The sequence below is a fragment of the Paenibacillus anaericanus genome, assembly GCF_003994475.1.
In the GTDB taxonomy this organism is placed as follows: Bacteria; Bacillota; Bacilli; order Paenibacillales; family Paenibacillaceae; genus Fontibacillus; species Fontibacillus anaericanus.
Genome location: NZ_RZNY01000007.1, coordinates 149912 through 165452 on the forward strand (window position 1 = coordinate 149912; position 15541 = coordinate 165452).

Genomic DNA, 15541 nt, shown 5'->3' on the forward strand with positions numbered 1-15541 from the left:
TAACACAAAAAGGACGCCAGCTTCTGGCGCCTGCATGTAAGGATTATTTAAGTCTACTTACTATCCTCAACCGCTTTAATTTCCTGCGGTTTCTCTTCTTCCACATAATCGCCACGGGCACCTTTTTTGAACTCTTTCAACATCGTGCCGAAGCTACGCCCGAGTTCTGGTAATTTGCTAGGACCAAATAACAGGAGCGCAGCAATTACCAACAACAGCAAATGTGTCGGTCGCAACAAATTTTCAAGCACATTTATCACTCCTTAGGTATATCTTAGTAAAAATTATACTACTTTTTACAGAATAAAGGGAAATATTTCTTATAAATTTAATCGAAACCAAAACAAACTTCTGGGCATATGCTGTTTCATCAAGCTATGCAAAGGGGAGAACATCATGAATTCTTACAATCTGTGGGCTATCATTGCCATCGGGTTGGCCTCCAACCTAGATAATGCAGGGGTCGGAATTGCATATGGGGTCCGAAAAATTCGTATTCCGTGGTATTCCAATTTAGCTATTTCCATCATTTCACTTCTTGCCACTTTAACTTCAGGTTTATTCGGGACTTGGATTTCCTCTTATATCGATCCTTGGATTGGCCAATTCATCGGAACGGTTGTCATCGTCGGGGTCGGGATTTGGGTACTGTTACAACCACTCACAGAAAAGAAAAAATCGCAGAAGGATGGCGATAGCGATACAAATGCGTTTACCCGCTTGCTCCGCAATCCTGAAGAAGCAGATAAAGACAGTTCCAAATCCATCAGTTTAACGGAATCTATACTGCTAGGTACCGCGCTGGCTATGAATGCATTGGCCGGTGGATTCAATGCGGGCATTACCCAGCTAGACATATGGTATACATCGCTATCTGTCGGGATTTTCAGTTTTCTATTACTATTATTATGTGCAGGATTTGGCGAGAAATATGCGGCTGAGAAGTTTGGTAATACCGCTACCGTTATATCAGGTTTACTGCTTATCGTAATCGGAATTAATCAAATGTTCTAATCTAATCCTGAACTCGCCAGATGAATGGCCGTTGTCTATAACTATCGATTTACCAAAGCCAGTCCCCCGGTCAATCCCAATATTCGTGGTAACCGCTCCGGGGTGAAGGCAATTGGCTGTAACACGGGTTCCTTTTAATTGCTAGGCCCCATTCCACGCTACGAGAAGCCATTGTAACGTCTGCTCCCCTGCGTGCCAGTTCCACCGTGGACGCCTAAGCCCATCCCCGAATCAGTTCCCGTTATAATCACCGTTCTTCCTTGCATGTTATTCATCTTCTATCTATTCAATCTTTGTCAATATTCTATCTCACTTATTTCATACATTTTACTCTATAATATACAGATTAGGATAAACTTTATTAGACAGGAGATATTTACTATGCAATGGCTCTCGAGCTATGAAGGAGATCTAGGACAAGCATTCACGAAAGCTGAGCACATATTATCGGGACTGCCTACCACGTTTAGCCAACCTGCTCTAGCTTACCTCGATAAGTTTCATGTACTAAAAGCAGATAGTTCTAAAAATTACATATGTTACTTGCTGCCGTTCTGGTTACAAGATAATTCAGGTGTCAGCATCAATGACTGTCGAAATTTCGCAGTAGCAAATATATTCGGAATGATGTACTACCATCTCATTGATGAATTGATGGACGAACCTGAGGCAAAATCTGCTCACCAACTCCCACTTGCCAACTTGATCCACTTCGAATTCACCCAAATTTATAGTAACTATTTTCCGTCAGACTCCCCGTTCTGGAGCTATTATAAGAAATACGTTACAGAATGGGCGGAAGCTGTGACCCATGAGCAACATCGAGATTACTTTCAGGAGGCTCCTTCAGCAATTGCCCACAAAGCATCCCCTGTGAAATTATCTATTGTCAGTTCACTGTTGCTGATAGAACATGATAATCAAGAGGAGCTCATCCCTCTCTTTGAAGATGCAGTTGATACGGTATTAATAACTCTTCAAATGCTGGATGATTGGAAAGATTGGGAGAAAGATTTGCAGGAGGGAAGTTACAATTGTCTGATCTCCATGGTTCAGTCTAATCTACAAATTCATAAGGCTCGCAGACCTACGCATGAGGAAATTACACAAGCACTATATGCCTCAGTTCTTCTATCTCATTATGCGCAACGAGCGGAAACTCATCATGAATCCCTTAGGATTATAGAGCCCTATGCTCCGCGTCTTTACGAATTCCATGCCTATCTGTGCCAAAATATTCATGAGGGTGCTAATCACATAGAGAAAGAGAGAAATTTGTTGCAACAAGGAGGGTTAGCGTATTGGTTATCTAAAAACTCCTAAATTTTCTAGATTTATGTCATTTTTCGTGGTATATTGAAGAGGTAAATACAACCATTTTAATAAGAAAGGGTGATTTTATGACATCAGGAGCTTCCCTTCAAACGCAAGTTATTCAGAAAGCTTGGCAAGATCCCAGCTTCAAAGCAAAACTGTTATCCGATCCAAAGGCAGCAATCCAGGAGGCACTGGGCGTACTTCTCCCGGACCATATCGAAATTAAAGCGGTAGAAGAGAATCCAAACGAATTCTATCTTGTCCTTCCACCGAATCCATCGGGCGTCATTGCAGCCGATGTGCAACCAAAAGCAGTATGGGGTATGTAACTACCAAGTAATTTGCTTAGGGATAGCTATAGAAGTCTTATCTCGGAAATTCCTTCAGGATTTTTTTACTGCTGGGAACCGGATGCTGACTTCTGTACCTATCCCTTTTTCACTTCTAAATGTAATTTTCCCATTCATAACCTCGATAATTCGAAAAGTTACCATAAGACCTAGCCCAGTCCCTTTTGTTTTATTGGAAAAGTAGGGCTCTCCCAGACGTGCTAGTACCTCCTCATCCATTCCTTCACCGTTATCCTTAATATGAATACAAACTTGCTCCTTCTCTTCGTATGCCCAAAGATGAATATCTCCTTCATCACTAAGTGCTTCAATACTATTCTTGATGATGTTAACAAAAGCTTGCTTAAATTTAGAAGAGTTTCCAACAATATAAAGTTCATTTGGGATATCGGCTGTTATCTTACCACCCTGCAAGTTAGCCATTGGCACGAGAATACCCTCGATATGGATAAATTCCTCCAATATATCCAAGGTTGTTACATTCCCAACTTCTGGTTTGGCAAAGGTGAGGAAGTCCGTGATAATACCAGAAGCTCGGTCCAACTCTTCTAAGGCCATATTCAAATAAACTTTATCCGATCTTTCTTGCTTCTCCGCAATAAGCTGTATGAATCCACGGGTTACCTGTAGCGGATTTCTCACCTCATGTGCAACGGAAGCCGCTAATTCACTAATGATTTCCATCTTCTCCGAACGTTGAAGCTCATTATTAAATACTTCCAATTGTTTTGAATACTCCACAACACGTTCGTGATTTTCAGAAAATTTTCTACCTAAAATGATGATTAAAGACGTAAGAAAACTTACAACTCCCCATTTCCATAAGAACAAATCGTAATAGGCAGCTTGTGTATAGAACCATACAAGTTCTCCAACACCAAGGAATGCAAAAATCATAAACCCAATAGAAAAAATGATGGCATCCTTATTTCCCTTAATCCCGTAAATGATTGAGGTAGTCACAAGTAGAACAAATTGAATAATCATGAGATAACCGAGTACTTTTGCAGAGGCCATACTATAAAGATCAAACAATTTATTAGAAGACAATTCATTTATGAGCAATAAGGAAACACAAAAAATAGAGTATGCAACCTGAAACTTGCGACATCTCTGAATTAAGGAATAATAACCTGCCCCAAAAGTTTTTTCGAAAAACAAGGTAAAAGCCGGAAGTAGAATAAACAACGACAAATCGAATAACGTAACGATTAATTTCCCGTAATCTTCAAAAAGCCAATATGAGAATGAAGAATAGGTTAAGACAATAACACCGCTTGACAAAATAACAGTAAATAAAGATAACCATATCGCTATATTTTCGTATTTTAAAAATAAGGAACAAACGATCATAATTAAAGCAATAAATGCAAGTGCGCTACCTAAGATAAAATCGGATATATTCCCTCTAACAAACCCTTTATTTAATTCCTGGTACTCTCCTATCCTAATCTTATCAGGAATTCCGATTCTTCTCTCAGAGGCTATACCAATATATATTGTTTTATTGGAGTCCTTTGGACTTAAAGGAATAAGAATACTATTTATTTCGTAATTGTATTTTCGATTAGATTCATAAACATTAGTCCCCTCTAGGTTAACAATAATGCGTTTACCATAAATCTTATCAAATAAAATAGCTGAAGAATTATCCTTTAGCAGAGGTAGTTGGAACTTTATCCATTGTGAATTTGATTTTGATGTTCTTTCAGAAATCGTTGAACTCGTCCCCCCATCAATCCAACCATCAGAGCTAATTAACTGCTCTTTGTTAGATTGAAAATCCAGCTGATTCGTCCAAGTATATTTCCAGTGATCAATGGTTATGTCATCTGAGTTCTCATTGTGATAACCCTCAAAAAAAACCGCAGAGAATACAATTATGAACAATGCAACGAGGATAACCATGCCTTTATAAATGACTTTCATTACAGCACCCCTGCTAATAAAATAACAAAATGACAGCTACTCCATCACGACAATACAATTATATAATAACATTTCAATAATTTGGCAATTATATTATTCTATCATAATATGTAACATCGTTATTTTACCGTTATTAACTCACTAACGCTATCCATAGTTTTACAGTCTTAGTCCTTTATACATATATGCAACTTAATTCACAATAAAAAGTCATGATTATAGGATCATATCTTTTAAATCAACCCTATGTATTTACAATTTTTGTACCTTATCAAGTGCGTCGATTGAACTGCGGCTTTTGGGGTAAACTCCAAATAGGAACATTTGAAGTATATGCCTAATTCCGACACAGGAGGACAGAAACCATAATGGATGAGTTCAAGACAGCTGCTGACTATGAATATGAGCGATACGAAATATTGAAGGGATATCGTCCTGAGAATGACATTCCAGACGCCGATCTGTTACCACATGACACCCGAATTACTCAAGGTATTAGCGAGGAGAGCGGACCCACCCATATCGCTTCTAGTGATAATAATCAATGGGAAGAACTTCAAGATGTACCTGATGCAGATGAGATTGAGATGAATACCCCAATTGACCCAGCAGCTCCCGATACAGAAGCTTTACATGGCACAGATTTGCTGAACGGTTATAGTGGTGACGATACGAATAGTTAAAGCATCATGTATAAACATAAAGAGAACCCTGGCAAAGTTAACAAATCTGCCAGGGTTCTCTAGTGTTAGAATAAGATTTTATTTAGTCTTTATATATTTTGAAGCGTCCCACCAATTGTTGTAATTGCTCTGCCAGACTACTAAGGTCCGTTGATGAGGAAGCGATTTCTTCTACAGACGCTAGTTGTTCCTCAGCCGCCGCAGATATGGTCTCCGTTGAACTTGCCGCCTCTTGCGAGAGACTACGAATGTGATGGATTGCCTGGGTTACAGTACTAGCTTCATTTGTCACATCATGCATTGCATCCGACGCCGATTGTATCACCTTGGCAGCACCGACCACGGATTCAGATATAAGTTTAAAGGAGCTTCCTGAAGTATCCACTGCTTCTATGCCCTGCGTAACTTTGTCTTTTACATCTTCCATCGTGTCTACAGCCTGCTTCATCTCTGTCTGAATATGTCCGATCAATTCCTTGATCTGATTTGCCGACTGAGCTGATCCTTCAGCAAGCTTACGGACTTCAGAGGCAACAACAGCAAATCCTCTACCCTGTTCCCCAGCTCTCGCTGCTTCAATTGAGGCGTTTAATGCCAACAAATTGGTCTGTTGCGAAATACCTGCCATGACACTAACAATTCCATCAATATGTTCGGCACGCCGATTCAACGACAGGATTACAGATGCAAGTTCTTCAACTGTCTGGTTAACACTTCGAATTTTCTCCTCTGTACTTGCAACCGCTGCAATACCATGATCAGCAGCATCTGTCGTCTGTGACATCGTCTTTGTTACCTCAAACATATGACCGGAGATATTCTCGACCTTGCGGGTCATAGAATCAATGGTCTTCATGCCTCCCTCAACGCTTTGCAGTTGTTGCTCGCTCCCCGTTGCTACTTCCTGTATAGCTACAGTTACATGCTCTATCGCCTTCGTCGTTTGTTCCGCCCCCGCCGAGAGCTCCTCCGCTGAAGAAGATACATTATCCGTCATCTCTCGGACACTTCCAACCATATTACGTAAATTATCGACCATGAGTTGAAAGTTATTCGCTAAATCACCAATCTCGTCTTGTCGGAAGTTATCTAACCGTTTGGTTAAGTCTCCCTCACTTAAAACGGCTGTTGCATCTTTCAATCTTCGAAGTGGTACGGTTACAGACCGGACATTAAAGAAGATCAATATCCCTGCTGCCAATATGGAGATAACGACGACAATAATCGCCGTATTTCTGATACCAACGGTCTTGCTTAGCACTTCATCTTGATTTAAACTACCGCCAATTCTCCAATTAGTTACCTCATTCTTCATGAATGCCATCTTATAATTGTTACCTTGATAAGTATAATTGAGTTCTCCAAGATCACTCGCGAACATCTCTTGGACGAAATTGTCTGTAGATTCCTCACCTATGTTACCACTAGGATTAACCAAGAATTTTTTACTATCATCTAAGATTGTAATATATCCATCTTGTCCAACCTTCATGTTTGTCATTTTCGTCAGAGCTGCTAGATCCAAGTTAAGTGAAATGACCCCATTGCCATCCGGAAGAACTTGTGAGATGGAGACAGCCATATTTCCATCGACCGAAAGAAACGACGGAGAAACAATCGGGGTTGTCCCTTGCTTAAAGGCCAGCGTATACCAATCTCTCTTTCGTGGATCATAATCAGAAGCCAGAGCATCATCTAGAGAACGCACGATTTTCCCATTGCTGGTTCCGATATACATATCAAGAACATCACTATGAACAGCCTTATATTCCTTAAACTTATCCTTTATCTCTCGCCCGTTTTCAGCTACCTCTTTATCGACAGCTTCTGAAGTAAATAACTTTGCATAATAAGAAATATCTAATAATTTATTCTCGATAGCTTGTGTAATGATCGCATCGGCAGAATCTACACTTTCCAGTGCACTAGCCATCAATTCATCCTCAACGCGGTTACTTGCCACCGAATAGGTAATTGAAGCGATAATGATACTAGGAACCAACAGTACGATCAAATATGAAGCGATCATCCGGGTTCTAATTGAGCTTATTGTTTTTTTTCTCATACGTTCACTCCTCGAATCTACAGTATATCAGCAAAAATATATACTTTATATATCGGTTATGGAATTTGATCCTTATAGTAACATTTCATGTAATTTACATAAATCGAGTCCTACAAACACTCTATTGTTCCATAAAAAATAAAAAAAGCTGAGGATTTCTCCTCAACTTGTTCTTTGAAAGGACTTTATGCACAAATACAAACACGATTCCTTCCAGACTCCTTGGCTTGATACAATGCTTGATCTGCCTTCTCAAGTAGCTGTTCTAGCATAACGTCAGGATAAGTTGCACAACCCACTGAAATCGTAATATGCAAATCTGTTCCGTCTGGTAGTCGGAATACGTGATCCTCCACATTACGGCGTAATCTCTCAGCGATCATCGTGATTTGTTCGTGATTACATCGATCTACAACAACAACGAACTCTTCTCCACCTTTACGTGCGATATGATCATTCGGCCGGAAAGAATCCCTAAGCACTTCCGCTAAATCAGCCAGTACTACATCACCAGCTGGATGTCCATATGTATCGTTCACACATTTGAAATGGTCAATATCCACCATCAGGAGCGTAAATGGTGTATTCGAATGGAGGGTTACTATCGACTTCTGTTCCATAAATGCTTCAAATGCTCTTGAATTGAACAGTCCCGTCAGAAAGTCTCGGTTTGCTGCTTCACTCATCAATCTCAACATATCATCAGATCGCTTCAAATATTGCAGCATATAATATGTGAACACACCACCCAAAATGTATACGACACTAAATAACGCTATCGAAAACCACTTATCCTCTTGTATGGTGATCGCAAATATTGTACTTGCAGTCATCATGGTTAGTACCAATGACCAGCCCCATCTCTTGAAAGACAGCTTCCTTCCGCGTATCAATATCATGGCAATCCCTAAAGTCACAAATGCATTGATTGCAGCAAGTTCGGAAGACATATTGATTCCGCTAAGAAAAAACAGCCGATAAATGGAGATGATAATCGCGGTTGCCACCCCAGCAGTACCACCTCCAAGGTAAACGGAAATCAAAATAGGTAACTGACGGAAGTCAGCAAATACCGTATTGCTAATGGGAAAGGAAAAGTACATCAGAACTACGCCAAATAAACCTAACACAATACCAGGAATAATGTGGTTAGATTTTCTTTTCATACGATTCTCAGTCAGATATTTGCTTCTTACCATATTTCCAAAGAATAGAAATGTCGTAAGAATAGTGAAATTATTAACTAAACCCTCAAACATTATGATATACCTCTCAGCTAGTTATTTCAGGTCGATTTATAAATCTAACCTGCAAATCAGGGGGATATAGATAGAATTAACTATGTACAAGCATATCACACAATTAATGCATCTCCCATGATTCTACATAAAATGTTCTGCCTTACATTTGAGTCGCGCAGGGCTACTCCACTGAATATACATATTGTAGCTATAACATCATCCAGGAGGAGATTACAATTCCAAACTATAGGATTATTGTTGATTTATCAGATCGACAGTTGTACTTACTTGACGATAATATAGTCGTCAGGGCATTCCCGGTCGGAATTGGTAAAATGTTAACTCAGACACCCGCTGGAGACTATGCAATCATTAATAAGCAACCTAATCCTGGTGGCCCATTCGGCGCATTTTGGATGGGTCTTTCCAAACCTCATTATGGTATCCATGGTACCAATGATCCTTCCTCGATAGGTAAAGAAGTATCCCACGGCTGCATCCGAATGCACAATGAAGATGTGCTAACACTCGCAGCGCTTGTTCCCATCGGAACTAGGGTAACAATCCGTCCTTGATGGATTCTCCTTTCTATAGTCCTCATGATATAATGACAGAAGAATATGGAAAAGGGTGAACAACGATGGACAACGGTGCCCTAGGCACAGGACAAGAACCCGTCAGGTTATGTCTCCTGGCGGGTAAAATCATGCTACAAAGTGGAGCGGAAACTTACCGAGTTGAAGATACGATGTCCCGGATGGCAACTGCCATGGGCCTTGTCTCTTCACATAGTTCTGTGACACCTACCGTGATTATGTTTCAAGCTGGGGATACGGGTTCAGCTCAGCTGATTCGGATTGCTGAACGAACGATCGATTTGCAGAAAGTGGCTGCAGTTAACGATATCTCCCGCAAACTAAGTAGTGGAACCATTACAACCCAGGCGGCTCATGGACTACTTGTAGAGATCGACTTGTCCAAGCACGCTTACCCCGTCTTCTTGCAGATTGCGGCTGCCGCAATCTCAACTGGCTGCTTCACATTAATGTTCAAAGGAGAATTATCTGACTTTATTCCCGGAGTACTATGTGGTGGTCTTGCTTTCTCGGCGTTCATTCTTCTCCACCGCCTCGTGAAGGTTAAATTTTTCGCTGAGTTTACAGCGTCATTATTAGTGGGTTTATTAGCCATGTTACTAGTGACTCTCGGAATTGGAGTCTCGTTGGACAAGATAATCATTGGCTCCGTTATGCCACTTGTTCCTGGGCTCGTCATTACGAACGCAGTTAGAGATCTTATGGCCGGACATCTAGTATCCGGATTGTCCCGTGGAGCCGAAGCTTTTCTCACCGCTTTCGCTATCGGAGCAGGTATTGCGGTGATGTTCACATTTTTTTGAGGTGGAAGGACGGTTCTCGATCAATATGGCATTAATGATTCAGCTAATTACAAGTTTTATTGCATCTGCCGCTTTTGGCATCTTGTTTAACACGCCCAAGCGGACCTTATTGAAATGTGGATTATCCGGCATGTTGGGTTGGATGACTTACACGCTTGTTGGATTCTACCTAGATCCACTATTCTCCACAGTCATTGCCACTTTTATCGTCGGTGTCATCAGCCAGTTATTCGCACGTACCTGTAAGAAGCCCGTCATCATTTTCAGCGTTGCAGGCATTATTCCGCTAGTACCAGGTGGCCTTGCTTACGACGCCATGCGGAAGTTCGTGGAGAATGAATATAATATAGCTGTCCAACTTGCGGCGGAAGCCTTTCTTATCTCGGGATCGATAGCTATCGGTCTTGTATTGTCCGAGGTGCTCAATCAAATGATCACGAAGCTATTAGTTAAACGCCCTCGCGTATAACACTTCGATTATTTTACATACCTACCTAACTGTCTATTTCGTCCAAAGAAAAGGGAGATAACCTGCTCAGCGCAGGCTATCTCCCTTCATTCGTTAACGATTATGATTTTCAAGTGTAGACCCTGACTTCGCCTTCAACTCAAATTCCGTCTGAAAAAGTTCTCTCACCATTCTTCGAAGAAAATGGCCGTCTTGATTTCCCAATCCATATTGGTTTTCCCTGGTGATCATCACACCAATCCGTCGTTTCAACATTTCACTCCGACGTACCAACACATCATCATAAGCCAAGCAAGCCAACTCCTCTTTACTTTTTTGTAATACATATATAAGTATAGAGTCTTTACACTCTAAGGGAAAACGTGCTCAAGGCTCTTATAGCTAGCTGAGCAGGGGTCACTCCATGTCAGAGGATCTGACCAGAGGGATTCATAAACATCCTCTTGGATCCTCCCAAATCATCCCACCTTACTTATTTTCACATATTTAACAACTTGACCTTATTTCACTCGTCTTTATTAAGAATAATGAAACCTTTTGGCTACCTATACCGTATCGTTTATTAAGTTTTAAGCTGTTCACATCATCTGAGTTTAGTTTCCGATTACGGGAATAATACTAAGAGATCGTGACTAGGATTAAACAGAACAAGCTTCATAATCATTTCATAGGGAGGAAGTTATGTATGAATTTCAAAGGAAAAGGCTGCCTCTTACCACTGATCATTGTCGTGGCAGTCATCGTCGTTCTCATTGCCGTGTTTGCAGGTAACTATAACAAATACGTTACGGCTGAAGAAACTGTGAATCAAGAGTGGAGTAAGATAGAGGTCCAATTGCAGCGTAGATTTGACCTGATCCCAAACCTCGTAAATACAGTAAAGGGATATGCGGCTCACGAAAAAGATGTCATCAAATCTGTGTCTGATGCACGTGCAGCTCTGGGTGGAGCACGTACACCAAGTGAAGTTGCGCAAGCAGATGAACAGTTATCTGGTGCTTTGAGTCGTCTCCTTGTCGTCGTGGAGAATTATCCGAACCTGAAGGCAGATGCTCAGTTTACGCAATTAATGGATGAACTTTCGGGTACAGAGAATCGGATCGCTGTGGCACGCGCGGACTACAACAATGTAGTAGCGGATTACAACAAATTGATCAAGCGTTTCCCTGGTAACTTAGTGGCTGGAATGCTCGGATTCGAGAAGAAGGATTACTTCGAAACGACAGCAGAATCAAGAAATAATCCTGAAGTTGATTTCGGAACAGAGAATACATCTCTACGCTTCGATAACAAAAGTGTAGATATAGCGAGAGCTGGGGCATGAAGCACCTGAGACTCCCCTTCATTACTCGGGGCATCGCCCAGCGTCATGGGTGGTGTCTCCGGGTATTCATCTTAATGTCCGTCCTGCTCATATCGCTCGCACCGATTGCTATGGCAGCTCCATCCATCCCTGAACCGCGTGGTGATATCTACGTTCAGGATTTCGAGAACCTGCTGACAAGTGAGCAAACCAACGAGTTGAACAGTCTGGGTCGAGCACTTGAGGATCGTACAAAAGCACAAATCGGAGTATTAACGGTACCTTCACTTGGTGGATATACGGTAGAGGATTATGCTCTACAAGCGCTTAGACAATATGGACTTGGTGACAAAAAACTAAACAATGGTGTGTTACTTCTGTTATCGATGGAAGATGGGGAACCAGGTAACAGACCACTTCGTATTGAAGTTGGGTATGGACTTGAGGGGGCTTTGCCAGATGGCAAGGTGGGTCGGATTCTAGATCAAGTAACCATCCCCTATTTAGTCAATAATCAGCCTGGGGAGGCTATTGTTGAAACCTATAAGATGTTATATAACGAAGTGGCCAAAGAATACGGTGTAGAAGACCAGTTAACACCGCAAAATATAGTTGTTCCAAGTGCCACAGAGAGTGCTAGTGGCGATCTGCCACTCGGCTGGATCATCCTTATTGTTGTCTTACTCGCAATTGATTTCATTTTCTTCCGCGGTACTCTGACCTTCTTCCTTCTTTCTATGCTTAGTCGCGGCGGGCGTGGAGGCGGTGGCGGTGGATTTGGAGGAGGCGGTGGTTTTCGCGGAGGTGGCGGTGGTTCCTCTGGGGGCGGCGGTGCAAGTCGCAGGTTTTAATCATAATAGAACTAACTTTTATAGTAATCCTGTCGAAAAACAGCTACTCCCGGTATAATAATCCCTAGTATATAAAGCGGATTCCAGACTAACCTAGTTCCGCCGGAGGGAGAGAACCGTACAACATGAACGATTACACACCACAGAAAGCTGTTTTTTTTGACTTAGATGACACTCTTTATGATCACTTGATTCCTTTTCGCCTCGCGCTGCAAAGCGTACTATCGACAGGGATAGACTTCCCTTATGAACCCGCATATCATCGTTTGCGCTATTTCAGTGATAAATTATCTGCAGAGCGTGGAGGGACCCCGACACAGGGTCATGATCTCGAAGAAATGCGTACCAGCCGATTCCAACTTGCTCTAGCCGAATTCGATATTATCCTAACTACAGAGCAAGCCGCTGCGGTACAGGCTCAGTATCTCAACAAACAATTTCAAATTGAAATGTTTGAGGGCGCGCGGGAACTGATACAGAAGTTACAAGCCCATGGTTACCTCGTTGGGGTTATTACGAATGGTCCGCCAGAACACCAAATGAACAAAATCCAGGCTCTAAATCTGGAAGAGTTCATTCCAAGCGAACTTTTCTTCATCTCGGGTGCTGTCGGCATCACTAAGCCTGATCGCAAGCTGTTCGAGCATGTGACCGATAAATTTGAACTCTCACCTGAGAATTGCTATTATATCGGGGATTCCTGGCGTAATGACGTAGTGGGTGCTTCATCTGCCGGCTGGAACGTGATCTGGTTCAATCACCGTGGTGTAGAGCCAGAGTCGGCACATCGTCCCCATCAACTTGCTAAGAGTTATACTGATTTGACAGCGTATTTACTGGGTGACAAATAAAATCAAAAACAGGGTAGCTCAAAAGTAAATTTACTTTTGAGCTACCCCTTTTTCTATCCTTGTAATGCCTTTCGTACACTTAGAATATACTTCGACTGATCCAGTGGGTTAACTCCTCGGCGGGTTCGTTCGGCCAATACATCGCTTGGACATTCCTCATAACCCGAGAAAAAGGAAGTGAATGAGCTCTTCCCCTTCGTATATGAACTTAATTCTATTGGGTAATCAATAGAAGTTGCCACGGGCAAATATCCTTCTATAACCATGCGATCTCCCTGAAGCACTGGAGGATCAAATGTTCCACGCATTTGACTCAGATCGTTCATCACCCTCCCCCCGTTCTCTTCGGGTACAACGATTCGAACACGAAGTATAGGCTCAAGTAAGGTTATTCCCACGTTAGCCAAACCATTCATAATCCCCATCGGAGTTGCCACTGCGAAATCAAGTGGATGGGTGTGCCATACATGATGCTGACCTTCGATCAAAGTTACTTTCAAATCGGTTACTTCCCAACCGAATATCCCTTGCTGTAATGCCTCAGGAACACGCCTAGCCACTTCATTCTGATACTGTAGCAGCAAATCGTCCGTTCGCACATTAGCATCATACTGTAGCCCACTCCCCCGCGGTCCTGGCTCAATGAGAAAACGAAGCACTGCCCAGCACGGCTTAGGCATCGTATAGGCGATATATCCTTCTCCTCTTTGCTTTGGTGTCTCTTTATAAATAACAGACGGCTGGCCAAATGACACTTGTAAACCATATCTGGTCTCTAGCACACTAGTTAATATTTCCAGTTGAATCGGGCCCATCACTTTAACATGCAATTCCCTTTCATCCTGTAACCACTGCACATCCAGCAGCGGATCTTCCTCAGATAATTCAGTTAGTGCCTGTACGACCTTTGGATAATCAGCTTCATCGATCCAATGCGCTCGAACAGTCAGTAACGGAATTGCCATCTTCGCTTCATCCGGAATCGCATCCGGCACGCCAAGCACATCGCCAATCCGAACATGTGCCAATCCGCAAATAGCCGCAATATCTCCCGCTGTAAGCAACCCTATATCTTCACTATGGCCGCCATCTACTTTGCGAATTTGCGTCACTTTCTCCTGAATGTTTTGTGTATGATTGAATACCGTATCTCGGTTTCGCAAGCTACCTTCATACAAACGGACGAAGGCCATACGCCCCATGCTTTTGTCTCGTTCAATTTTGAAGACGATCCCAGATAACGGAGACTCTATGTTACCGCCTGCTTGAGGTAAATAGGTGATCATCGCATCCATTAATGCGGTAATTCCAATTCCTCTCGCAGCGGATCCGTACAACAAGGGGTATATTTGCGCCGATCTAAACCCTGTCGTCGCAAATTCTCTCCATTGCTCTCTAGAAATGAATTCCCCATTAATATACGATTCTAATAATATTTCATCCCGTTCAGCCAGGCTCTCATACAGCACTTGCTTGGCCTCTGGATCAACATCAGCGTCCCAGATATCCACTGTTGCATTGAAATCCTGTTCCTTCCCCACTGGAAGCTGCATAGGCAGGATATCAGGAGATAAATAAGTTCTAATCTGCTCCAGCACGCTGTCCGAATCAGCACCGATCCGGTCCATTTTATTCACAAAAATTAGCGTAGGAATCCTAAGCTTCTGCAGCGCATTCCAGATTAATTCTGTCTGGGGTTGTACGCCTTCTACTGCCGAGACAATCAATACCGCACTATCCATCACCCGCAGGGACCGCTCGACCTCCGAGAGAAAATCGACGTGCCCCGGCGTATCCACAAGGTTTACTTGAACATCCTTCCATGTAAAAGAGGTCATTGCCGCACGCACTGAAATTCCCCGTTGTCGCTCGATATCCATAGAATCGGTTACAGCGGTACCTGCATCTACGCTGCCCAAAGCCCGGGTTCTCCCACTTTCGTATAGTATATTTTCGGTGGTTGTGGTCTTACCCGCATCCACATGGGCGAAAATCCCAACATTAAGCCGCTTTATGCTTGGGTGTGTCATCGATGCTATCCCCTGTCATGTATGTCCGTTTATTAACTA

At 42.4% G+C, this 15541-nt stretch carries 16 protein-coding genes and 1 pseudogene; 10 read left to right on the top strand and 7 right to left on the bottom strand.

Annotated features, from left to right (window positions below; genetic code table 11):
* Positions 1 to 53: 53 nt before the first annotated feature.
* Positions 54 to 251 (bottom strand): twin-arginine translocase TatA/TatE family subunit, encoded by a 198-nt coding sequence (gene tatA / locus EJP82_RS10830; protein WP_127192064.1) that lies wholly within the window; start codon positions 249 to 251, stop codon positions 54 to 56.
* A 145-nt stretch (positions 252 to 396) separates the two neighbouring features.
* Here tatA and ytaF point away from each other — a divergent pair, with 145 nt between their 5' ends.
* Entirely contained in the window at positions 397 to 1014 is a 618-nt protein-coding gene (gene ytaF / locus EJP82_RS10835; RefSeq protein ID WP_127192065.1) for a sporulation membrane protein YtaF, read from the top strand.
* Between the two features lie 39 nt (positions 1015 to 1053).
* Here ytaF and EJP82_RS28375 read toward each other — a convergent pair.
* Positions 1054 to 1155, bottom strand: a pseudogene (locus EJP82_RS28375) (short-chain dehydrogenase); the annotation flags it as partial.
* A gap of 240 nt (positions 1156 to 1395) precedes the next feature.
* Here EJP82_RS28375 and EJP82_RS10845 point away from each other — a divergent pair.
* Entirely contained in the window at positions 1396 to 2337 is a 942-nt protein-coding gene (locus EJP82_RS10845) for a hypothetical protein (protein ID WP_127192066.1), read from the top strand.
* Positions 2338 to 2414: 77 nt separating this feature from the next.
* Positions 2415 to 2660 (top strand): NHLP leader peptide family RiPP precursor, encoded by a 246-nt coding sequence (locus EJP82_RS10850; protein WP_127192067.1) that lies wholly within the window; start codon positions 2415 to 2417, stop codon positions 2658 to 2660.
* A 54-nt stretch (positions 2661 to 2714) separates the two neighbouring features.
* Here the strand turns inward: EJP82_RS10850 and EJP82_RS10855 are convergent, their stop codons facing one another.
* The gene (locus EJP82_RS10855; RefSeq protein ID WP_127192068.1) at positions 2715 to 4610 is read right to left on the bottom strand and encodes a sensor histidine kinase; all 1896 of its coding nucleotides are present in this window, start codon (positions 4608 to 4610) and stop codon (positions 2715 to 2717) included.
* Between the two features lie 368 nt (positions 4611 to 4978).
* On the opposite strand from EJP82_RS10855, the gene EJP82_RS10860 reads away from it, so the two are divergent.
* Positions 4979 to 5293 (top strand): hypothetical protein, encoded by a 315-nt coding sequence (locus EJP82_RS10860; RefSeq protein WP_127192069.1) that lies wholly within the window; start codon positions 4979 to 4981, stop codon positions 5291 to 5293.
* 82 nt (positions 5294 to 5375) lie between these two features.
* On the opposite strand, the gene EJP82_RS10865 is transcribed toward EJP82_RS10860, so the two are convergent.
* Complete coding sequence (locus tag EJP82_RS10865) at positions 5376 to 7358, bottom strand: methyl-accepting chemotaxis protein (RefSeq protein ID WP_127192070.1); 1983 nt, start codon at positions 7356 to 7358, stop codon at positions 5376 to 5378.
* A gap of 185 nt (positions 7359 to 7543) precedes the next feature.
* Positions 7544 to 8617, bottom strand: a complete 1074-nt coding sequence (locus EJP82_RS10870) for a GGDEF domain-containing protein (protein WP_127192071.1) — start codon at positions 8615 to 8617, stop codon at positions 7544 to 7546.
* 218 nt (positions 8618 to 8835) lie between these two features.
* On the opposite strand from EJP82_RS10870, the gene EJP82_RS10875 reads away from it, so the two are divergent.
* The 3 genes from EJP82_RS10875 to EJP82_RS10885 all read left to right on the top strand — a co-directional run bounded on the left by EJP82_RS10875 (position 8836) and on the right by EJP82_RS10885 (position 10467).
* Positions 8836 to 9174 (top strand): L,D-transpeptidase, encoded by a 339-nt coding sequence (locus tag EJP82_RS10875; protein ID WP_127192072.1) that lies wholly within the window; start codon positions 8836 to 8838, stop codon positions 9172 to 9174.
* Positions 9175 to 9239: 65 nt separating this feature from the next.
* Positions 9240 to 9998 (top strand): threonine/serine exporter family protein, encoded by a 759-nt coding sequence (locus EJP82_RS10880; protein ID WP_127192073.1) that lies wholly within the window; start codon positions 9240 to 9242, stop codon positions 9996 to 9998.
* Between the two features lie 25 nt (positions 9999 to 10023).
* Positions 10024 to 10467, top strand: coding sequence for a threonine/serine exporter family protein (locus EJP82_RS10885; protein WP_127192074.1), 444 nt, complete (start codon positions 10024 to 10026; stop codon positions 10465 to 10467).
* Positions 10468 to 10560: 93 nt separating this feature from the next.
* On the opposite strand, the gene EJP82_RS10890 is transcribed toward EJP82_RS10885, so the two are convergent.
* On the bottom strand, positions 10561 to 10758 hold the full coding sequence (locus EJP82_RS10890) for a hypothetical protein (protein ID WP_127192075.1): 198 nt from the start codon (positions 10756 to 10758) through the stop codon (positions 10561 to 10563).
* A 394-nt stretch (positions 10759 to 11152) separates the two neighbouring features.
* Between EJP82_RS10890 and EJP82_RS10895 the strand changes: the two genes are divergently transcribed.
* The 3 genes from EJP82_RS10895 to EJP82_RS10905 all read left to right on the top strand — a co-directional run bounded on the left by EJP82_RS10895 (position 11153) and on the right by EJP82_RS10905 (position 13472).
* Entirely contained in the window at positions 11153 to 11791 is a 639-nt protein-coding gene (locus tag EJP82_RS10895; protein WP_127192076.1) for a LemA family protein, read from the top strand.
* Entirely contained in the window at positions 11788 to 12621 is an 834-nt protein-coding gene (locus EJP82_RS10900; protein ID WP_127192077.1) for a TPM domain-containing protein, read from the top strand. The genes EJP82_RS10895 and EJP82_RS10900 overlap by 4 nt, the downstream gene beginning before the upstream one ends.
* 125 nt (positions 12622 to 12746) lie before the next feature.
* Positions 12747 to 13472: an HAD family hydrolase gene (locus EJP82_RS10905; RefSeq protein ID WP_127192078.1), complete on the top strand. Its 726-nt coding sequence runs from the start codon at positions 12747 to 12749 to the stop codon at positions 13470 to 13472.
* Between the two features lie 53 nt (positions 13473 to 13525).
* On the opposite strand, the gene EJP82_RS10910 is transcribed toward EJP82_RS10905, so the two are convergent.
* Complete coding sequence (locus tag EJP82_RS10910) at positions 13526 to 15502, bottom strand: GTP-binding protein (RefSeq protein WP_127192079.1); 1977 nt, start codon at positions 15500 to 15502, stop codon at positions 13526 to 13528.
* Positions 15503 to 15541: the final 39 nt, after the last annotated feature.

Excerpts from the sequence above, each read along its gene's own strand:
- ytaF (WP_127192065.1), top strand. The coding sequence starts at position 397 with ATGAATTCTTACAATCTGTGGGCTATCATTGCCATCGGGTTGGCCTCC.
- EJP82_RS10845 (WP_127192066.1), top strand. The coding sequence starts at position 1,396 with ATGCAATGGCTCTCGAGCTATGAAGGAGATCTAGGACAAGCATTCACG.
- EJP82_RS10850 (WP_127192067.1), top strand. The coding sequence starts at position 2,415 with ATGACATCAGGAGCTTCCCTTCAAACGCAAGTTATTCAGAAAGCTTGG.
- EJP82_RS10855 (WP_127192068.1), bottom strand. The coding sequence starts at position 4,610 with ATGAAAGTCATTTATAAAGGCATGGTTATCCTCGTTGCATTGTTCATA.
- EJP82_RS10860 (WP_127192069.1), top strand. The coding sequence starts at position 4,979 with ATGGATGAGTTCAAGACAGCTGCTGACTATGAATATGAGCGATACGAA.
- EJP82_RS10865 (WP_127192070.1), bottom strand. The coding sequence starts at position 7,358 with ATGAGAAAAAAAACAATAAGCTCAATTAGAACCCGGATGATCGCTTCA.
- EJP82_RS10870 (WP_127192071.1), bottom strand. The coding sequence starts at position 8,617 with ATGTTTGAGGGTTTAGTTAATAATTTCACTATTCTTACGACATTTCTA.
- EJP82_RS10880 (WP_127192073.1), top strand. The coding sequence starts at position 9,240 with ATGGACAACGGTGCCCTAGGCACAGGACAAGAACCCGTCAGGTTATGT.
- EJP82_RS10885 (WP_127192074.1), top strand. The coding sequence starts at position 10,024 with ATGGCATTAATGATTCAGCTAATTACAAGTTTTATTGCATCTGCCGCT.
- EJP82_RS10895 (WP_127192076.1), top strand. The coding sequence starts at position 11,153 with ATGAATTTCAAAGGAAAAGGCTGCCTCTTACCACTGATCATTGTCGTG.
- EJP82_RS10900 (WP_127192077.1), top strand. The coding sequence starts at position 11,788 with ATGAAGCACCTGAGACTCCCCTTCATTACTCGGGGCATCGCCCAGCGT.
- EJP82_RS10905 (WP_127192078.1), top strand. The coding sequence starts at position 12,747 with ATGAACGATTACACACCACAGAAAGCTGTTTTTTTTGACTTAGATGAC.
- EJP82_RS10910 (WP_127192079.1), bottom strand. The coding sequence starts at position 15,502 with ATGACACACCCAAGCATAAAGCGGCTTAATGTTGGGATTTTCGCCCAT.